Source organism: Paracoccus albus, from assembly GCF_027913035.1.
Classification (GTDB): Bacteria; Pseudomonadota; Alphaproteobacteria; order Rhodobacterales; family Rhodobacteraceae; genus Paracoccus; species Paracoccus albus.
Genome location: NZ_CP115775.1, coordinates 1,606,311 through 1,625,658, shown reverse-complemented (window position 1 = coordinate 1,625,658; position 19,348 = coordinate 1,606,311). Strand labels below are relative to the sequence as shown.

At 62.0% G+C, this 19,348-nt stretch carries 20 protein-coding genes; 17 read left to right on the top strand and 3 right to left on the bottom strand.

Annotated elements, in window-relative coordinates; all coding sequences use genetic code 11:
* Window positions 1-20: 20 nt before the first annotated feature.
* The 5 genes from PAF20_RS08095 to PAF20_RS08075 all read left to right on the top strand — a co-directional run bounded on the left by PAF20_RS08095 (window position 21) and on the right by PAF20_RS08075 (window position 5,636).
* Window positions 21-1,625, top strand: a complete 1,605-nt coding sequence (locus PAF20_RS08095; protein WP_271073188.1) for a carboxyl transferase domain-containing protein — start codon at window positions 21-23, stop codon at window positions 1,623-1,625.
* A 43-nt stretch (window positions 1,626-1,668) separates the two neighbouring features.
* A complete protein-coding gene (locus PAF20_RS08090; protein ID WP_271073187.1) occupies window positions 1,669-1,923 on the top strand; it encodes an ASCH domain-containing protein in 255 nt (84 codons plus the stop codon).
* 121 nt (window positions 1,924-2,044) lie between these two features.
* Window positions 2,045-3,976, top strand: a complete 1,932-nt coding sequence (locus PAF20_RS08085; protein ID WP_271073186.1) for an acetyl-CoA carboxylase biotin carboxylase subunit — start codon at window positions 2,045-2,047, stop codon at window positions 3,974-3,976.
* A complete protein-coding gene (locus PAF20_RS08080) occupies window positions 3,973-4,839 on the top strand; it encodes a hydroxymethylglutaryl-CoA lyase (protein ID WP_271073185.1) in 867 nt (288 codons plus the stop codon). The genes PAF20_RS08085 and PAF20_RS08080 overlap by 4 nt, the downstream gene beginning before the upstream one ends.
* Complete coding sequence (locus PAF20_RS08075; protein ID WP_271073184.1) at window positions 4,836-5,636, top strand: crotonase/enoyl-CoA hydratase family protein; 801 nt, start codon at window positions 4,836-4,838, stop codon at window positions 5,634-5,636. Before PAF20_RS08080 ends, PAF20_RS08075 begins: the two co-directional genes overlap by 4 nt.
* Here PAF20_RS08075 and PAF20_RS08070 read toward each other — a convergent pair.
* On the bottom strand, window positions 5,621-6,721 hold the full coding sequence (locus PAF20_RS08070; protein ID WP_271073183.1) for an NADH:flavin oxidoreductase/NADH oxidase: 1,101 nt from the start codon (window positions 6,719-6,721) through the stop codon (window positions 5,621-5,623). The genes PAF20_RS08075 and PAF20_RS08070 overlap by 16 nt on opposite strands.
* An 84-nt stretch (window positions 6,722-6,805) precedes the next feature.
* Between PAF20_RS08070 and PAF20_RS08065 the strand changes: the two genes are divergently transcribed.
* Window positions 6,806-7,108 carry an ArsR/SmtB family transcription factor gene (locus tag PAF20_RS08065; RefSeq protein ID WP_271073182.1) on the top strand — a complete coding sequence of 101 codons (303 nt, stop codon included), beginning with the start codon at window positions 6,806-6,808 and terminating at the stop codon, window positions 7,106-7,108.
* On the opposite strand, the gene PAF20_RS08060 is transcribed toward PAF20_RS08065, so the two are convergent.
* Window positions 7,105-8,283, bottom strand: a complete 1,179-nt coding sequence (locus PAF20_RS08060) for an aminotransferase-like domain-containing protein (protein ID WP_271073181.1) — start codon at window positions 8,281-8,283, stop codon at window positions 7,105-7,107. The two genes, PAF20_RS08065 and PAF20_RS08060, sit on opposite strands and share 4 nt — an antisense overlap.
* A gap of 211 nt (window positions 8,284-8,494) precedes the next feature.
* Here PAF20_RS08060 and PAF20_RS08055 point away from each other — a divergent pair, with 211 nt between their 5' ends.
* The 4 genes from PAF20_RS08055 to PAF20_RS08040 all read left to right on the top strand — a co-directional run bounded on the left by PAF20_RS08055 (window position 8,495) and on the right by PAF20_RS08040 (window position 12,617).
* Window positions 8,495-9,505, top strand: a complete 1,011-nt coding sequence (locus PAF20_RS08055; protein WP_271073180.1) for an NADP-dependent oxidoreductase — start codon at window positions 8,495-8,497, stop codon at window positions 9,503-9,505.
* 121 nt (window positions 9,506-9,626) lie between these two features.
* The gene (fabF, locus tag PAF20_RS08050; protein ID WP_271073179.1) at window positions 9,627-10,889 is read left to right on the top strand and encodes a beta-ketoacyl-ACP synthase II; all 1,263 of its coding nucleotides are present in this window, start codon (window positions 9,627-9,629) and stop codon (window positions 10,887-10,889) included.
* Between the two features lies 1 nt (window position 10,890).
* Window positions 10,891-12,054, top strand: coding sequence for an endolytic transglycosylase MltG (gene mltG / locus PAF20_RS08045; protein WP_271073178.1), 1,164 nt, complete (start codon window positions 10,891-10,893; stop codon window positions 12,052-12,054).
* 113 nt (window positions 12,055-12,167) lie between these two features.
* Complete coding sequence (locus PAF20_RS08040) at window positions 12,168-12,617, top strand: hypothetical protein (protein WP_271073177.1); 450 nt, start codon at window positions 12,168-12,170, stop codon at window positions 12,615-12,617.
* 60 nt (window positions 12,618-12,677) lie between these two features.
* On the opposite strand, the gene PAF20_RS08035 is transcribed toward PAF20_RS08040, so the two are convergent.
* Window positions 12,678-13,064 (bottom strand): hypothetical protein, encoded by a 387-nt coding sequence (locus PAF20_RS08035; RefSeq protein WP_271073176.1) that lies wholly within the window; start codon window positions 13,062-13,064, stop codon window positions 12,678-12,680.
* 426 nt (window positions 13,065-13,490) lie between these two features.
* On the opposite strand from PAF20_RS08035, the gene PAF20_RS08030 reads away from it, so the two are divergent.
* The 7 genes from PAF20_RS08030 (at window position 13,491) to PAF20_RS08000 (ending at window position 19,336) form a co-directional block, all read left to right on the top strand.
* Window positions 13,491-13,940 (top strand): permease, encoded by a 450-nt coding sequence (locus PAF20_RS08030; RefSeq protein WP_271073175.1) that lies wholly within the window; start codon window positions 13,491-13,493, stop codon window positions 13,938-13,940.
* Complete coding sequence (locus PAF20_RS08025) at window positions 13,891-15,237, top strand: DNA-packaging protein (protein ID WP_271073174.1); 1,347 nt, start codon at window positions 13,891-13,893, stop codon at window positions 15,235-15,237. Before PAF20_RS08030 ends, PAF20_RS08025 begins: the two co-directional genes overlap by 50 nt.
* A gap of 161 nt (window positions 15,238-15,398) precedes the next feature.
* Complete coding sequence (locus tag PAF20_RS08020) at window positions 15,399-16,577, top strand: phage portal protein (protein ID WP_271073173.1); 1,179 nt, start codon at window positions 15,399-15,401, stop codon at window positions 16,575-16,577.
* A 1-nt stretch (window position 16,578) separates the two neighbouring features.
* On the top strand, window positions 16,579-16,809 hold the full coding sequence (locus PAF20_RS08015) for a GTA head formation protein, RCAP_rcc01685 family (RefSeq protein ID WP_271073172.1): 231 nt from the start codon (window positions 16,579-16,581) through the stop codon (window positions 16,807-16,809).
* Window position 16,810: 1 nt separating this feature from the next.
* Window positions 16,811-17,335: an HK97 family phage prohead protease gene (locus PAF20_RS08010; protein WP_271073171.1), complete on the top strand. Its 525-nt coding sequence runs from the start codon at window positions 16,811-16,813 to the stop codon at window positions 17,333-17,335.
* Between the two features lie 91 nt (window positions 17,336-17,426).
* Entirely contained in the window at window positions 17,427-18,590 is a 1,164-nt protein-coding gene (locus PAF20_RS08005) for a phage major capsid protein (protein WP_271073170.1), read from the top strand.
* A gap of 140 nt (window positions 18,591-18,730) precedes the next feature.
* Window positions 18,731-19,336, top strand: coding sequence for a head-tail connector protein (locus PAF20_RS08000; protein ID WP_271073169.1), 606 nt, complete (start codon window positions 18,731-18,733; stop codon window positions 19,334-19,336).
* Window positions 19,337-19,348: the final 12 nt, after the last annotated feature.

Below are 19,348 nucleotides of genomic sequence, written 5' to 3'. Positions count from 1 at the left end.
GCCGCAGGGAAGGATAAATCATGAAGCTGAAATCATCCGCGCTCCCCTCCTCCGACGCCTTCAAGGCCAATCGTGAGGCGCATCTGGGCCTGATCGCGACCGCGCGCGAGGCCGCCGAGGCCGTGCTGGCCGGTGGCGGCGAAAAAGCGATGGAGCGTCATACTTCTCGCGGCAAGATGCCGCCGCGAGAGCGGGTGGCAAACCTGCTCGATCCCGGCAGCCCGTTCCTGGAGATCGGGGCGACGGCGGCGCATGGCATGTATGATGGCGACGCCCCGGGCGCGGGCGTGATTGCGGGGATCGGCCGGGTTCACGGGCAGGATGTCATGGTCGTCGCCAATGACGCTACGGTCAAGGGCGGCACCTATTACCCCATGACGGTGAAAAAGCATCTCCGCGCGCAGGAGATTGCCGAGCAATGTCATCTGCCCTGCGTCTATCTGGTCGATAGCGGCGGCGCGAACCTGCCCAATCAGGATGAGGTTTTCCCCGACCGCGACCATTTCGGCCGCATCTTCTATAATCAGGCACAGATGAGCGCGAAGGGCATCCCCCAGATTGCGGTCGTCATGGGCTCTTGCACGGCTGGCGGGGCATACGTGCCGGCCATGTCCGATGTGACGATCATCGTGCGCAATCAGGGCACGATCTTCCTTGCCGGTCCGCCGCTGGTCAAGGCCGCAACCGGAGAGGTCGTCAGCGCCGAAGACCTTGGCGGCGGTGATGTGCATACGCGGCTGTCCGGTGTGGCTGATTACCTGGCCGAGGATGACGCCCATGCGCTCGCCCAGGCGCGCCGGGCCATCGCCAATCTGAACCGCCGGGTACCGCAAAGCGTGGTCTGGGAAACGCCCGAAGCGCCTGCCTATGACCCCGAGGAAATCCTCGGCGTGGTCCCCGGCGATCTGCGCACGCCATATGACATCAGGGAAGTCATCGCCCGTGTCGTCGACGGCTCCCGCTTCGATGAATTCAAGGCGCGGTTTGGCGAAACCCTCATCACCGGTTTCGCCCATATCGAGGGCTGCCCGGTCGGCATTATCGCCAATAACGGCGTGCTGTTTTCCGAAGCCGCACAGAAGGGCGCGCATTTCGTCGAGCTGTGTTCGCAGCGCGGCACGCCTCTGATCTTTTTGCAAAACATCACCGGCTTCATGGTCGGGCGGAAATATGAAAACGAAGGCATCGCGCGGCACGGCGCCAAGATGGTGACAGCGGTGGCGACAACCAATGTGCCGAAAATCACCATGCTGGTCGGTGGCAGCTTCGGCGCCGGAAACTACGGCATGTCGGGCCGCGCCTATTCGCCGCGCTTCCTGTGGACATGGCCCAACAGCCGCATCTCGGTCATGGGCGGCGAACAGGCCGCAGGCGTTCTGGCCACCGTCCGTCGCGACGGTATCGAGCGCAAGGGCGGCACATGGTCGGCCGAGGAAGAGGCCGAATTCAAGCGCCCCACCATCGAAATGTTCGACCGCCAGTCGCACCCGCTCTATGCCTCGGCCCGTCTGTGGGATGACGGTATCGTGGACCCGCGCAAGACCCGTGATGTGCTGTCCTTGTCGCTGAGGGCCAGTCTGAACGCACCCATCGAACCCACACGCTTCGGCGTGTTCCGGATGTGATCATGCCTCCGGCGGGGGTATTTGTTATGAAAGAGAATGCGCAATGACAATCAGTTTCAAATTGGGCGACTCGCGCGAACTTAACGGAAGGCTGCTGGATCTGGTGCGGTTGGGTGCGAAAACTGCGACCTGCGGGGCGTTGCGCGATATACCCGAAGACTTCGCCTTGGCCGAGGGCGAAGGCAGTTTCGATGACTGGCCACAGGGCCACATCGAGTTCTTTACCCGAAACGGCGGCTTCGATCCCGATATGGATCTGGTCTGCGAACGTTTTCGTCTGGTGGAGGATTTTGCATGATCCGTGTCCTCCCCAATTTCTCAAACGGTATCGCGGCAAGGCCGCCTTCTTCTTCACTTAAATACCCAGCGGGGGTCCGGGGGCGCGAAGCCCCCGGCCTGCGCCAGCCACAGGAGCCGACATGTTCCAGAAGATCCTGATCGCCAACCGGGGCGAGATCGCCTGCCGCGTCATAGACACCTGCCGCAAGCTGGGTGTCTCGACCGTGGCGGTTTATTCCGATGCCGACCGCGCGGCGCGTCACGTCGCCATGGCGGATGAGGCCGTGCATCTGGGCGGACCTGCGCCCAAGGATAGTTACCTGCGCGGCGATGCGATCATTCAGGCGGCGAAGGATACGGGCGCGCAGGCGATCCATCCGGGCTATGGCTTTCTGTCCGAGAACCCCGATTTCGTCGATGCCGTCGAAGCTGCCGGACTGGTTTTTATCGGTCCATCAGCCAAGGCGATCCGGGCGATGGGTTTGAAGGATGCCGCCAAGGCGCTGATGGAACAGGCGGGGGTGCCGGTCGTGCCGGGGTATCACGGCGAAAATCAGGATTCAGGGTTTCTGGCGCAGCAGGCCGAGGCGATTGGCTATCCCGTCCTGATCAAGGCCGTCGCAGGCGGTGGCGGCAAGGGGATGCGGCGTGTGGACGCGGCGACGGAGTTTGCCGACGCGCTTGCCTCGGCGCAGGGAGAGGCGCAGACGGCTTTCGGCAACCCCGACGTTCTGATCGAGAAATATATCCTCCAGCCGCGCCATATAGAGGTGCAGGTTTTCGGCGATGGCGAAAAGGCGGTTCATCTTTTTGAGCGCGACTGCTCGCTGCAACGTCGCCACCAGAAGGTGATCGAGGAAGCGCCCGCGCCTGATATGCCTGCCAACGTCCGCAAAGTGATGGGCGATGCCGCCACCCGCGCGGCGGAGGCGATCAACTATAAAGGCGCGGGAACGATTGAGTTTATCGTCGATGGCTCAAACGGGCTGCGCGAGGATGGGTTCTGGTTCATGGAGATGAACACCCGTTTGCAGGTCGAACATCCCGTGACCGAATTGATTACGGGCGTCGATCTGGTTGAATGGCAGTTGCGCGTCGCCTCGGGCGAGGCGTTGCCTGCGCGGCAGGAAGATCTTTCGATCAGCGGTCATGCTTTTGAGGCGCGGCTTTATGCCGAAGATGTTCCTGCGGGTTTCCTGCCCGCGACGGGGACGCTTGCGCATCTGCAGTTCCCTGAACATGCCCGGATTGAAACCGGCGTCAGGCCGGGTGACACAATCAGCCCCTGGTATGACCCGATGATTGCCAAGGTCGTCACCCATGGTCCGACCCGTTCGATTGCGCTGCGGGCGTTGGAAACCGCGCTTGTGGATACCGAGGTTGCGGGCTCTGTCACCAATGTCGATTTTCTGATCGCCCTGACCCGGCATGACGGCTTTCGCAAGGGCGATGTCGATACCGGGCTGATCGGGCGCGATCTGGATGAACTGATCGAAGCCGCCGAACCCGATCCGAAGGCACAGGCTTTGGCGGTCATTGGTCTGGCGGGGCTGGCCGATCCTTCTGCGACAGGTGGCATGACCCTCTGGCAGCCATTGCGCCAGACCGTTGCATGGGACGGTGGGGAGGCATTGCTTGAGGTTGAGGGGCCGGGGGCGGCACGCGTGACGCTGGACGGCACAACGCATGAGGTTCGCTGGCAGGGTGACCGCTGGTGGGTCGATGACACGCTGCGGCGCAACCGCATCGTCACCCATGCCGCCGGTGTCAGCGTTTTCGGTGGGCGCACGGTCAGCCTGAAGCCGCTGGACCCGCTGGACCGCGCGGGCGAGGAAGCGGGCGGCGGGCTGACGCTGTCGCCGATGCCGGGGCTGGTCAAGGCGGTGTTTGTTGAGGCCGGGCAGGCGGTCAGTGCGGGCGACCGGCTTGCCGTGCTGGAGGCGATGAAGATGGAACACACGCTGACCGCCGCGCGTGACGGCGTGGTGGCCGAAGTTCTGGCAGCAGCAGGTGATCAGGTCGAGGCGGGTGCCGCGCTCATCCGGCTGGAAGAGGAAGAGGCAGCGGCATGAGCGGCTATGTCGAGATATTCGAGATGGGCCCGCGCGACGGCTTGCAGAACGAAAAGCGGATGATCGGTTCCGACGACAAGATTGCGCTTGTCGATCTGCTGTCGGATGCCGGGTTCCGCCGGATCGAGGTCACCAGCTTTGTCAGCCCGAAATGGGTGCCGCAAATGGGCGACGCGGCGCAGGTCATGGCGGGCATTCGGCGGGCCAAGGGTGTCAGCTATGCGGTGCTGACGCCGAATATGAAAGGGTATGAAGGGGCGAAGGCTGCGCGTGCCGATGAGGTTGCGGTCTTCACAAGTGCCTCGGAAGGGTTTGCAAAGGCCAATCTGAACGCCACCATCGACGAAAGTTTCGAGCGTTTTGCCCCGATCATGGATGCCGCCAAGGCCGATGGCATACCGGTTCGCGGCTATGTCAGCGTGGTGACGGATTGTCCGTTCGATGGACCGACAGCGCCGGAAAATGTGGCGCGGGTTGCGGCGCGTCTGCTGGAAATGGGCTGCTATGAAATCAGCCTTGGCGATACCATCGGACAGGGCAGGCCGGAAACGATAGACGCGATGCTCACTGCCGTCTTGCAGCATGTCCCGGCGGACAAGCTAGCGGGTCACTATCACGACACGGCTGGGCGGGCTTTGCAGAATATTGATGCCTCGATTGCAAGAGGGGTGCGTGTGTTCGACGCGGCGGTCGGGGGCTTGGGCGGTTGTCCCTATGCGCCGGGGGCTGCGGGGAACGTGGCCACTGAAAAAGTCGCCGATCACCTGAAATCAAATGGTTACGAAACAAATCTCGACATGGATGTGATTGCAAGGGCTGCGGATTTCGCACGCGGTTTGCGGTCAGGAGGGCAGGCCGAATGAGCTATGAAACCATCAGGATCGAAAGCGATGATCGCGGGGTTGCGACGCTGTGGCTGGCCCGGTCAGAAAAGCACAATGCGCTGTCCGCGAAGATGCTGGAAGAGCTGACGGCCGCCGCGAGCCGGTTGGGCCATGATGATAAGGTCCGCGTGGTGGTACTGGCGGCTGACGGGCCGACCTTTTGCGCCGGGGGCGATCTGGGCTGGATGCGCGAACAGATTTCGGCGGATGCCGAAACCCGTCGGGCGGGCGCGCGGCAACTGGCCGACATGCTGATGGCAATGAACACGATGGCCAAGCCGGTGATCGGCCGGGTGCAGGGCAATGCGTTTGGCGGCGGTGTGGGCATGATGTCCGTCTGCGATGTGGTCATCGCGGCACGGACAGCAAAGTTCGGCCTGACCGAAACGAAGCTGGGTCTGATCCCAGCCACAATCGGCCCCTATGTTCTGGCCCGGATGGGAGAGGACAAGGCACGGCGCGTGTTCATGTCAGGCCGCATCTTCGACGCCGAAGAGGCTGTGACGCTGAACCTTGTCGCGCGGCTGGCCGACGTCGAGGATCTGGATGCCCTTGTCGAGGAAGAAGTCGCGCCCTATCTGCTTTGCGCCCCCGGCGCGGTGGCAGAGGCCAAGCGGCTGGCGCGCGCCCTTGGTCCGCGCATCGATTCCGCTATGATAGAGCATAGCATCGACCGGCTGATCGCGATGTGGGAAGGCGACGAGGCACCCGAGGGCATCGCCGCCTTCTTCGAAAAGCGCAAGCCGCGTTGGCAGCAGGGTCAGGCCGCGCGATAACGCTGAAGCCAATGCGCATAAGGCGCGGGCAGGGTTGTCCATGCCGGGTTCTCGACGCCTAGTTTCTGCGCGGCCTCATAGGGCCAATGCGGATTTGCCAGCAGCGGACGGCCCAGCGAAATCAGATCCACCTGTTCTTTTCGGATCAGCTCATCTGCCTGTTCCGGCTGGCTGATATACCAGGACGTGGTGGTCGGCAGCCCGGTTTCCTGACGAACGCGGCCTGCCGTCGGGGCCAGAAAACCCGGACCCCAGGGTATATTCGCTTCGGGTGTCGAAAAGCCCATGCTGACATCGACTAGATCGAGCCCCTCAGCCTTGAGTTTCCGGATCGCATCTATTGCCTCGGCCAGCGTTTCCTCGTCCTGCCCGTCAAACTCGATGACGCCGATCCGCGCGCAAAGTGGTTTGTCTTCCGGCCACACCTTGCGAACGGCGGCTACGGTTTCGACAAGAAAGCGGGCACGGTTTTCAGCGCTGCCGCCATAGGCATCCGTGCGGTTGTTCGAGTGGCGCGACAGAAAGCTCTGCCCCAGATAGCCATGCGCGAAATGCAGCAACAGGTTATCCAGACCGATCTCATTGGCGCGGATCGTGGCATCGACAAAGCTTTGTTGCACCCTTGCGATATCGTCCAGAGTCATCTCGCGCGGGACCTTGGGAAGTTCGTCACCAAAGGCAATGGGTGATGGCGCGATGGTCTGCCAACTGCGCGGGTCGCTGTCCGGGATGTGATCGTCACCCTCCCACGGCGAATTGGCACTGGCCTTGCGTCCGGCATGCCCAAGCTGGATGCCAGAAGCTGCCCCGAATTTGCCGATTTCGGCGACCATGGGGGCCAGTGCCTCTGCCTGTGCATCGTTCCACAACCCGAGACAGCCGGGGGTGATGCGGCCTTCGGGTGTCACCCCGGTTGCCTCGATGGTCACAAGACCCGCGCCGCCGCGCGCCAGACCGGCCAGATGGGCGCTGTGCCATTCATTGGCCAGCCCGTCGGTTGCCGAATACTGGCACATGGGCGAGACGGCGATGCGGTTGCGCAAGGTCAGACCGCGCAGGGTGAGGGGATCGAAGAGACCCGGCATGTGGTGGCTCCTTTTGGAATATTACCATAGTTCGAATATAATCGAACAATAGACTTGTGCCGGAAGATGTGTCAAGACGTGCAGATGCGTTCGTTCAAACATCCTGAAATCGAAGATGTGGTCATATCCGATGTGCTGCACGCGCTGAGCGACCCGATACGTCTGGACATCGTGCGTCAGCTTGCCCATGAGGATGAGGCAAGTTGCAGCGCCCTTGACGGCGGTCGCCCGAAATCGAGCATGTCGCATCATTTCCGCGTTTTACGCGACGCCGGGGTCATCATGTCCCGTAATGAGGGCGTATCGCATATGAACCGGCTGCGCCGCGATGAACTCGATGCGCGTTTTCCCGGTCTGCTGGATGCCGTGCTGGCGGCTGCGGTCTAGACGGCGCGCAGCAGTCTGCCCAGCCTCGCGATTCCCTCATCGACCATTGCCTTGTCATGCAGCGTGAAGCTGAGGCGGATGGTGTTGCGCCCCGATCCGTCGGGATGGAAGGCATGGCCCGGCACAAAGGCGATGCGTTCGGTTTTCAGGGACCGTGCCAGAAGCTCTGCCCCGTCTGTGCCTTCGGGCAGGGTCAGCCAGACGAACATGCCGCCTTCTGGTTTTGTCCATGTGACACCCTCGGGCATTTCGCGTTCCAGTGCGTCCAGCATCAGGTCGCGCCGTTTGCCATAGGTCTGGCGCAGCATGGGAACATGGTCGGCGAAATGGTCGCGCGCGACGATATGGGTGGCGATCTGGTTCAGGGTAGAACTGTGCAGGTCGGCGGCCTGCTTCATCAGCACGAGCCGGCCGATCACTTCTTGCGCGGCGCAGACCCATCCGATGCGCAGCCCCGGCGCCAGCGTCTTGGAGAAGGAGCCGCTGTATATCGTGCGGCAGTCATTGATATTTCCTTCGCGCGCGATTTCCGTTGCAAGGATCGGGGGCACCGGCTGGCCGTCATAGCGCAGGGTCTGATACGCTGCATCTTCTATAACAGCGATGTCGAGATCATCTGCGAGATCCAGCAGCTTCTCTCTTCCCGCCTGATCGGTCGTGATGCCGGTCGGGTTGGCGAAGTCAGCTGACAGATAGGCGAATTTGACCCGCCCGCCAGCGGCCTGCGCTGCATCGCGGTAATCCTGCGCGGGCCGATTGTCGCCGGGAATGAGTGGGGCGTAGTTCGGCTCATACGCGTTGAACGCGCCCAGGGCACCCAGATAGGTCGGCCAGCCGACAAGGGCCGTATCGCCGGGGGAAAGCATCAGTTTGCCAAGATAATCCAGTGCCTGCTGCGAACCGGAGGTGATCAGGATGTTGTCGCGGGTGCAGGGCACGCCGATCACGCCCATCTGTTCCGCAATCCAGTCGCGCAGCGGGCCGTAACCTTCACTGACCGAATATTGCAGCGAGGTCGCGTAGTGCTGATCTGACAGGGCCTGGGTCATCGCCTTGCGAAAGGCTTCGGCTGGAAACAGCGCCGGGTCTGGGATTCCGCCCGCGAAAGAGATGATGTCAGGCTGATCCAGCAGCTTCAAAAGCTCTCGGATTTCGGATGCCTTCAGGCGTGACATGCGGCCGGCAAGTATCTGATTCCAGTTCACTGAGTCGTCCTCCCAAACTCTCGTGTTCAGGGATTGTGCAGCGCGGATGGTAAGTCAATAGGGCTGACCTGTTTTTATACGACGTGGCGTCAAATTCAGGCAAGGCGGGCTTGAACGAACGCGTCGTCGCGCTTTGATTTCAACAAAGTGATGCGCGGCGGATCAAAGGGAAAAGCTGAAAATGGAAGCTTTCGTGATGACGGAATATGGCGGGCCGACAGCGTCGGAGTTCCGAGAGGTCGAGAGACCCCAGCCCGGCAGGGACGAGGTGCTGGTCAAGGTTCATGCGGCGGGTCTGAACCCGGTCGATTACAAGATCCGCGAAGGCAAGCTGAAGGCCATTCTGCGCTTTCCTTTGCCGACGGTGATGGGAAGTGAGTTGTCGGGCATTGTCGAATCCGTCGGAGAGGGCGTCAGCAAATTTGCGCCCGGTGATCGCGTCTTTGCGCGGATGCCCAAGGACAAGATGGGTGCCTTTGCCGAATATGCCGTCGTGCCAGCGAAATTCCTGGCGCGTGTGCCGGATGCGCTGAGCCTGTCTGATGCGGCTGGTGTGCCGCTGGCCGGGTTGACCGCACTGCAGGCGCTGCGCGATGAGATCGGGCTGAAACCCGGCAGTCGCGTGTTCATCTCTGCCGGAGCGGGCGGGGTGGGCACATTCGCCATTCAGATCGCCAAATCGCTGGGGGCAGAGGTCGCGACGACGGCTTCCCCTCGTGGGCGGGAATTGGTCGAACGGTTGGGCGCCGACGAGGTCATCGACTATACATCGCAGAGGTTTCGCGACCGGCTGAGCGATATGGACGGTGCGCTCGACCTGACGGGCGGCGATGATCTGACTGACGCTTTTGCTATCGTTAAACCGGGCGCGACGGTGGTTTCGGTGGCCGCCCTGCCAGAGCCGCAGACAGCGCGGAAAGATCTGGATATGGGGCCGATGATGGCGACAGTTTTCTGGTTTATTTCCAGAAATTTGCGAAAGGAAGCCAGAAAAAATGATGCCAACTATCGCTTCCTGTTCATGCGCCCGAGCGGGCCGGATCTGGCGGCGCTTGCAGGGCTGATCGAAGCTGGCCGGTTGCAACCCGTTGTCGACCGGGTTTTTCCCTTCGCCGAGATGAAAGAGGCAATGGCCTATCTGGAATCCGGGCGGGCCAAGGGTAAGGTCATCGTCGAGATGGCGAAAGAATAGTGCCGGGGTCTGCCACATAATCTTCGGAATGAGCCTGACGCGAAAGGCAACGCAGCGTTGCGCGTGGCCGCACGCCTGTGTATCAGGTCTGAAATTTCGGGCGAAATAAGGATGATTATTGATGCGCAGGGTTGTTGTCACCGGTCTGGGAATGGTCACGCCGCTGGCCTCTGGCGTTGAAGAAACCTGGGGGCGCCTGCTGGAAGGTCAGTCAGGTGCCGGTCCGATAACGCGTTTCGATGCCGAAAACGTGGTTACGAAATATGCCTGCGAAATTCCCTTCGGTGACGGCTGCGACGGCACGTTCAACCCGGACGACTGGATGGAGCCCAAGGACCGCCGCAAGGTCGATGACTTTATCCTCTACGGCATGGCCGCTGCCACACAGGCCGTTCGCGACGCCGGGGTCGAGGATCTTTCGGATGATGAAAAGCTGCGTGCCGGGGTGATGATCGGCTCGGGGATCGGCGGGCTGACGACGATTGCCGAAACCGCCGTGCTGATCAAGGAGAAGGGGCCGAAGCGCGTTTCTCCGTTTTTCATCCCCGGTTCGCTGATTAACCTTATTTCCGGTCAGGTCTCCATCCGGTTCGGGTTCAAGGGGCCGAACCATTCGGTGGTGACCGCCTGTTCGACCGGCGCCCACGCGATTGGCGACGCAGCGCGGCTGATCATGCTGGGCGACGCTGATATCATGGTCGCGGGCGGGGCCGAAAGCCCGATCAGCGAAATCGGGATTGCGGGCTTCAACGCCTGCAAGGCCTTGTCGACCAAGCGCGCCGATGATCCGCAGGCCGCCAGCCGTCCCTATGACGATGACCGTGATGGCTTTGTCATGGGCGAGGGCGCGGGCGTGGTCGTGCTGGAGGAATATGAACACGCCAAGGCGCGTGGCGCGAAGATCTATGCCGAGGTTCTTGGCTATGGTCTGTCGGGCGATGCCTATCACATCACCGCCCCGTCCGAAGATGGCGATGGAGGCTATCGGGCCATGCAGGCGGCGCTGAAGAATGGCGGGCTGGAAGCTGCCGATGTCGATTATGTGAATGCACATGGCACCTCGACTATGGCAGATACGATTGAGCTGGGCGCGGTAGAGCGCCTGCTGGGCGATCATGCCAGGGATGTGACCATGTCTTCGACGAAATCCAGCATCGGGCACTTGCTTGGCGCCGCCGGTTCGGTCGAGGCGATTTTCTGCATCCTCGCCGTGCGCGATCAGGTCGCGCCGCCGACAATCAACCTTGATAACCCGGCGGTCGAACCGACGCTTGATCTGGCGCCGAACAAGGCGGTGAAACGCAAAATTGATGTGGCGCTGTCAAACAGCTTTGGTTTTGGCGGCACGAATGCCTGCCTGATCGTGGGGAAGGTCCGCGACTGATATGTGGAAAAACATTGTCTCGACATTCCTGACGCTGGCCATTGTCCTGCTGATCGCGGTGGCAGCGGCGGTGGCATGGGCCAAGGCGCAGTATCAGGGCGAAGGCCCCAGTGCGATTGCGCAATGCGTGCAGGTGCCGCGCGGTGCCAGCCTGACCGCGGTCAGTAAGACGCTTCAGGAACAGGGCGCGATCACGAATGCCTATATCTTCCGTGCCGGTGCCGATCAGGCCGGGAAGTCGCGGGATCTGAAATTCGGCTCTTACCTCGTGCCCGCGGGATCGAGCATGGAGGATATTGTCGCCGCGATTACCGCCGGTGGTCCTTCGACCTGCGGGACAGAGGTGATCTATCGCGTCGGTGTTCGCGCCGATTCCGTCGTGTTGCGCGACATCAACCCCGAAACCGGGGCTTACGAAGAGCGGGTCAAATATGATCCGGCGGTCGAGGATGCACCCGAAGCGATCCTGTCTGCCGAAGAACAGCCGGACGCGCGGCTTCGCATCGCCGTGGCCGAGGGGGTGACCAGCTGGCAGATCGTGGAGGCGCTGAAGCGTGCCGATTTCCTGAGCGGTGAGGTGTCAGAGGTGCCGGCAGAGGGCACGCTTGCGCCGGACAGCTATGATGTCGCGAACGGGGCGAGCCGCAGCGACCTGCTGGCGCAGATGGCAAACCGCCAGACCATTATTTTGCAAGAGGCATGGGATGCGCGTCCGTTCGGGCTGCCCTATGAGACGCCGGAAGAGGCGTTGATCATGGCCTCTATCGTCGAGAAGGAAACCGGTATTCCTGATGAGCGTGAGACGGTTGCCAGTGTTTTCGTGAACCGGCTGGAGCAAGGGATGCGGTTGGAAACCGACCCGACCGTCATCTATGGCGTGACCGAGGGGCGGGGGGTTCTGGATCGGGGTTTGCGCCGGTCGGAACTGGATACGCGCACCGATTGGAACACCTATCAGATCGACGGCTTGCCGCCGACACCCATCGCCAACCCCGGACGCGCAGCCATTCAGGCGGCGCTTAATCCGGCGGATACCGATTATATCTTCTTTGTCGCCGACGGCTCTGGCGGGCACCAGTTTTCCCGGACACTGGAGGAACACAATGCGGCCGTTGCCCGCTGGCGTGAAATCGAGGCGCAGCGAGGCTCGGCCAGCGGCGGCTGAGTTTTCGCCTATCCGTCTGATTTCCTTGAGCCCCGCGCGGAACTTCCGGGCGGGGTTTTATGTTGTGCATCAAGCGGTTTCCGCATCGTGATACACAGCCGAGGATTTTTCCGATGAAACTTTCCGATATGTTCGCCACCTTGTCCCGCAACGCGCAGGAATTCGAAAAGCGCGCCGCGAAATGGCAGGAAGAGCTTGGCAATCGCAGCGAAGAGATGATCGACAGCGCGAAGACCTGGATGGCCAATGCGCAAAAGCGCGATGACGACCTGAAGGCGCAGGTGAAGGATTATTTCAACGATGCCAGCGACCAGGTGAAAGCGCAGTGGGAAACCGCCAAGACCGAATGGGATGGAGAGGTTGCCAAGCTGAAAGCCAAGAGTGAAGAAGTCCGCAAAAAGGCAGAGACCATGCAGGCCGAGGATACGGCAGACTGGTATGAGGCCTATGCCGCGAACATGGTCGCCTATGCCCAGCAGGTGCAGGATGAAGCAGCGAATGCGGTAGCTGCCGCGAATGAAGCACGCGCCAAGGCCGAGGGCGGCAAGACGGATACAGCCTGAGCCGCTGCATGAAGCGCAAGGCGATGCGGGGCCGTCCTGGTCAAGGGTGGCCCTGTGAAGTTACGGTGACTGGTCCCGCGGCCCAACCCCGTGGCGAAACACCATAAGGGCGAAAATCGCCATGGCGACGAGTGCCAGCAGCGATCCGATCTTCGCCAACAGTTCTTGCTGAGCGGAAATTGCCATTGCGATGCCCGGCACCATGACGACCACTGCCAGAACTGAAATCGCATAATGCGTGCGGGCGAGTGAGCTTTCTGCCGCCTGCGGCGTCAGGGCGTAGTAGGTCCCGAAAACCGCCATCGCCACGAAACCGATCAGGTTGAGGTGCCCGTGAGCGGGCGCCATCATGTGATTTCCGCTGGCTGACATGACGATGCCCCAGACCATTCCGCAAAGCGCGAAGATCGCAGCTGCGGCAAAGAAAAGCTTCGGTATTGATTTCATTACGCCCCCAATATTCTCTTAATCGGTCGTTTGCGTGTACGAACGATCGATCTCCACCGGTCGCGATCAGGTTGGGCAGATCCTGACCATCGAATGATACCGATCTTATCATATTGATATAAGTATAGAAATATAATTCTGATTTTCAGTTATGACTTATCCGGGCCCTTGCGAGAGGCAGATGTTTCATGAAGCGTGACGGCTTTGCCGCTGGCCAACGTCATCGTAAATTTTGTCAGGTTTCGTTGTGTTCCTTGCGCCCGCTGATTCGTTGGATTGCAGGCTTTTGCGTCGGGTGTTGCGCGGTCATGCACTGTGGTGTTGCATCGCCAGTTTGGGCAGTGTGTGCAGGGAATTGGTGCTATCGCTGGAACAATTAAAAATTGCGTCATTGACTTACCGAACGCCCTAAAGTAGAAATTTCCCATGCTGGGAGAAATGGGCAAGCCGCCGGGGTCGCTGACCTTTGGCGGTTTTTTCGTTTTTCGGCTCGTGCGGACAGATCACGAGGCGGGGCATTGGTACATGACAGTGAATTTCGATCCGGGGAAGGAACAGCCAGAGGGGCCGTTTCAGCCCCGCTCGGGCATGGAAGATATCGACATCGCGGGACAGCTGTTCCGGGGCTGCGCCGAGGATCTGACGATCCTGCGGCAGCGGCTGCGTGACGGCGAGATGGGCGAGCTGAAGGATGCGGTCAAGCTTGCCCGCGAGCTTCGTTCGGCCACGCAGCTGGTGATCGAGGAAAGGAACAAGGTTGAAAAACTACGCAAGGAAGCTGCCGGAGCTGTCGGGGACGGCGTGTTCGACCTCGACGCGGCACGGGATGAAATCGGGCGCCGCCTGGCTTGCCTCCGCCGCGCCGGAGGAGGTTGACGCATTTCTTGAGGGGTTGAGCGATAATGCTTTGGCCAGCCTGCCGTGGTTGTTCGAGTTCTGGGCCTTGCCGCATCAGCTGCCGCCTGAGGGTGATTGGAAAAGCTGGGTGATCATGGGCGGGCGTGGTGCGGGCAAGACCCGTGCTGGGTCGGAATGGGTGCGGCGCAAGGTCGAAGGGGCGGTGCCTGATGCGCCGGGGGAATGTGCGCGGCTGGCCTTGGTGGGTGAAACCTTCGATCAGGTGCGCGAGGTGATGGTGTTTGGTGACAGCGGGATCCTTGCCTGCTCGCCGCCGGATCGCAGGCCGGTCTGGGAGGCCTCGCGCCGTCGTCTGGTCTGGCCGAACGGGGCGGTGGCGATGGCGTTTTCAGCACATGAGCCCGAGGCGCTGCGGGGGCCGCAATTCGATGCGGCCTGGGTGGATGAGCTGGCGAAATGGAAGAAAGCGGAGGATGTCTGGGACATGTTGCAGTTTGCGCTGCGGCTTGGCGAGCATCCGCAGCAGGTGGTGACGACGACGCCGAAGAATGTCGAGGTGCTGAAGCGGATTTTGCAGAGCGCCTCTACCGTGACGACCCATGCGCCGACGGATGCGAACCGGGCCTATCTGGCCGAGAGTTTTCTGGCCGAAGTCGAGGCGCGGTATGGCGGGACGCGGATGGGCCGGCAGGAGCTGGAGGGCGTGCTGCTGGAAGACGTCGAGGGGGCGCTTTGGACCACGGCCATGGTTGAGACCGCGCGGGTGGACCGGCTGCCGAAGCTGGACCGGGTGGTTGTGGCGCTTGATCCGGCGGTGTCGTCGGGTGCTGCACCGGATGAATGCGGGATTGTGGTGGCCGGTGTGGTGGCACAGGGCGCGCCGCAGGATTGGCGGGCCTATGTGATCGAGGATGCCAGTGTGAAAGGCAGTCCGCTGGACTGGGCGCGGGCGGCGATTGCGGCGATGGACCGGCACAAGGCGGAACGGCTGGTGGCGGAGGTCAATCAGGGCGGGGATCTTGTGGAAAGCGTTTTGCGGCAGGTCGATCCGTTGGTGCCGTTTCGTGCCTTGCGGGCGGGGCGCGGCAAGGCATTGCGGGCCGAGCCTGTGGCCGCGCTGTATGAGCAGGGACGGGTGAAGCATTTGCGGGGACCTTCGCTTGGAGCGTTGGAGGATCAGATGTGCCGGATGACGCTGCGCCGCTATGAGGGGAAGGGGTCGCCTGACCGGCTGGATGCGATGGTCTGGGCGGTGCATGCGCTGATGATCGAGCCTGCGGCGGGGTTCCGGCGGCCGCAGATGCGGAGTTTGTGACGCGGCCGAGGTTCCATCGTTCCGGGGCGGGTCTTTTGTGGCGGTGGTTTTGGGTATTTGCGTGAAGAAGAAAGACGGTCGGTCACTGTGACCGGCTGATGAGGAGTGAAGGGCTGTCCGTTTGGGCGGCCCTTTTTCATGGGGCGATACGGAGGCGAGGCATGGCGTTTCGTTTGTTTTCCCGGCAGGCAGAGGCCGCGCCGGTGATTGAGAGAAAGGCGAGTGCGGCGGGGCGGGTGGCCTCGCTTGCCGCAGGGGCGGGGCGCGTGGTCTGGTCGGCGCGGGATACCGGGACGCTGACGCGGGGCGGGTTTATCGGTAATCCGGTGGGCTTTCGCGCCGTCAGGTTGATTGCCGAAGCCGCGGCGGCGGTTCCGCTGGTTTGTCAGGATGCAGAGCGGCGCTATGATACGCATCCGGTGCTGGAACTGTTGCGGCGGCCCAATCCGGCGCAGGGGCGGGCGGAGCTGTTTGAGGCGTTGTTCGGGCAGATCCTGCTGAGCGGCAACGGCTATCTTGAGGCGGTCGGCGTGGGTGACGGGATTCCGGCAGAGTTGCATGTGTTGCGCTCGGACCGGATGAGCGTCGTGCCGGGTGCGGATGGCTGGCCTGTGGCATTTGAATATGCTGTGGGCGGGCGCAAGCATCGGTTCGATATGACCGGCAGTCCCGATCCGATCTGCCATATCCGCAGTTTTCATCCTTGCGATGACCATTACGGCTTGTCGCCGTTGCAGGCAGCGGCGGTGGCGGTGGATGTGCATAACAGCGCCTCGGCCTGGTCGAAGGCTTTGCTGGATAATGCGGCGCGGCCCTCCGGCGCGATTGTCTATAAGGGGCCGGATGGGCAGGGGAACCTGTCGGCCGAGCAATATGAGCGGCTGACCGTCGAGATGGAGATGCATCATCAGGGCGCACGCAATGCGGGGCGGCCCATGTTGCTGGAAGGGGGGCTGGACTGGAAGCCGATGGGGTTTTCACCTTCGGATATGGAGTTCCACCAGACCAAGCAGGCGGCAGCGCGTGAGATTGCGCAGGCATTCGGTGTGCCGCCGATGCTGATGGGGATATCGGGGGATGCGACTTACGCCAATTATGCCGAGGCGCATCGGGCGTTTTACCGGCTGACGGTGCTGCCTCTGGTCACGCGGGTTGCCGCTTCGGTCGCGTGGTTCCTGTCGGAACATATGGGGGCAGAGGTCGATCTGCGGCCTGATCTGGATCAGATCCCTGCGCTTTCCGAAGAGCGCGATCAGCAATGGAAGCGGATCGGTGAGGTGTCATTCCTGAGCGATCCTGAGAAGCGGGCGCTTCTGGGGCTGCCCCCATTGGAGGGCTGAGATGGAGGGGTCGCGTTTTGTCGAAAGCCTCGATCCTCATCATCTGCGGTTTGAGGCGCAGGAACGGGTGATGGCGCTGCAATTCGGGGCCGTGGACAAGCGGCTGGAACGGATCGAGGCGCTGATTGAGCGGCTGGAGAAGCGGCTGTGGATGACGGTTTACGGCGTGGTTGCCGTTATTCTGACACAGGCCGTGCAGTCGCTGATCGAATTTGCATCCAAAGGGGGCTGATATGGATAGCGGTCTGGAGTTGAAATTCTCAGGCGGGCGTCCCGCGCTGCGTGATGGCGTGGTGATCGAGGGCTATGCCAGCCGCTTCGGTCTGCCGGATCAGGGCGGGGATATTGTTGCGCCGGGTGCGTTTGCGGCTTCGTTGGCGAAGCTGGCGGCGCGGGGCGACAAGGTGCGGATGTTGTGGCAGCACGATCCGGCAAAGCCCATCGGCGTCTGGGATGAAATCCGCGAGGATGAGACGGGCTTGTTCGTCCGCGGTCGTCTGCTGGAGGGCGTGACGCTGGCGCAGGAGGCCGCGACGCTGATCGAGGCGGGCGCGATTGACGGGCTGTCGATCGGGTATCGCACCATTCGGGCTGAAAAGGATGGCAAGGGCTGCCGCGTGCTGCGCGAGGTCGAGCTGTGGGAGGTGTCGCTTGTGACCTTTCCGATGCTGCCCGAGGCCAAGCTGGGCCGGAAGGGTGAGCGACCGGAAGACATTGCCGCAGCGCTTATCGCTGCGACAAAGGCGCTGCGGGGCTAAGGCCCGGACGGCGCGATAAGGGTTCGGGCGTGGCTGTTTGCGCGTGCCCGCACAAGGGGCCGCTGGCCCGATCATCAGTAAGGAGAGGCCGATGACAGAGGTCAGGACCGGGGCGCAATCCGCCCCCGGAGAGCTGAAGGGTGCGCTTTTGGGGTTCGTCGAGGAACTCAAGGGTTTTCGCCAGGATATCGAAAAGAAACTGAATGCACAGGATGAACGCATGAGCATGTTTGAACGCAAGACCGCCTTTCGCGCCCGCAGCCCGCTGTCGACCGAGGCGGCACCGGAGGTTCCACATCAGAAAGCGTTCAACGCCTATCTGCGCTCGGGCGACGATTCCGGGATGCGCGGATTGACGGTTGAGGAGAAGGGACTGGTGACCTCTGCCGAAGGCGGCTTTCTGGCGGCTCCTCAGGTGACGGAGAACGTGCGGAGCGTGCTGGCAGCCGGTGGAACGATGCGCGCGCTTGCCAATGTCGTGACGGTTGATGCCGCGACATATGACGTGCTGATCGACCGTGACGATCTGGAGACCGGCTGGGCAACTGAGGAAGCTGCCGCCGAAACCGACGCTGGCGGCGTCGAACGTGTGACAATCGCGCTGCACGAGTTGTCTGCGATGCCAAAGGCCAGCCAGCGTTTGCTGGACGATGCGGCTTTCGACGTTGAGACTTGGCTTGCCGAACGTATCGCAGACAAATTTGCCCGTGCCGAAAGCAGTGCTTTCCTGATCGGCGACGGTGTTGGCAAGCCTTTTGGCATTATGAAGTCATTTTTCGATGAAAGCGGGGTCGGTTCGATCACCTCTGTCGGTGAGTTCCGGACCGGCAAGGCGGCAGCTTTCGATGAGGCGACCGCCGCTGAAAAGCTGATTGACATGGTTTATGCTCTGCACGCGCGTCACCGGGCGAATGCGACCTTCATGATGTCCTCGAAGACGGCTGCGGCTGTGCGCAAGCTGAAAGACGGCGAGGGCCGGTTTATCTGGGCGGACAGTCTCGCAGCCGGGGAACCCGCGCGACTGCTGGGCTATCCGATCATGCTGTGCGAGGACATGCCGGAGATTGCCGCGGACAGCCGTTCCATTCTGTTCGGTGATATGAAGGCTGCCTATACGATTGTCGAACGTCCCGAACTGCGCGTGCTGCGCGACCCGTTCTCGGCCAAGCCGCATGTTCTGTTCTATGCCACCAAGCGCGTTGGCGGTGGTCTGGTTGACGGTCGCGCCGTGAAGGCCATGAAGTTCGGCGCCTGATCGCAGGCAGTCGAGCGTCGCGCCGGCGGGCATCGCCTTGCCGGCTCAGCAACTGTCCGCGCACGCCCGTGGCGATGCGCCGGCGCGGCATTTTCAGGAATACAGGCCAGGCTTGGCCACCCTCGGACGGGAGGTTCGGGATGATACTTGTCGAAGAAACGGCATTGGCGGATGCGGTGTTGCCGGTGGCCGCATTCAGGACGCATCTGCGGCTGGGATCCGGCTTTGATCTGCCCGCCAGCGAGGATGAGGATCGTGCGCTCGCCGGGTTTTTGCGCGCGGCCATTGCCACGATCGAGGGGCGGACGGGGAAGGTACTGCTGCGGCGTTCCTATCGGATGGTGCTGGACGATTGGCGCGATCGTGACGGGCAGCCTTTGCCGCTGGCACCGGTCGGTTCGGTCGAGGAGATCTTGATTGAGCAGCCGGACGGCGCCTTGCACGACGTCGATAGAGCGCGATGGCGGCTGGTCGAGGATGCGATGCGTCCCGCCATTCGCCCGCGAGGTGCCGGGCTACCTTCGGTTCCCGCCGGAGGGCGGCTGGTTCTGAGATTTACCGCTGGCTTCGCGGATGAATGGAACCGTGTTCCCGCCGATCTGGCGCAGGCGGTCATGATGCTGGCCGCGCGATATTTCGAAGATCGCAGCGATGACAATGCCCGTCGTGCCCTGCCGATGGGCGTGAGCGCGCTGATCGAGCGTTGGCGCGCGGTTCGGGTGCTTGCCGGGCGGGGTGCTCGCTGATGGCCGGTCTGC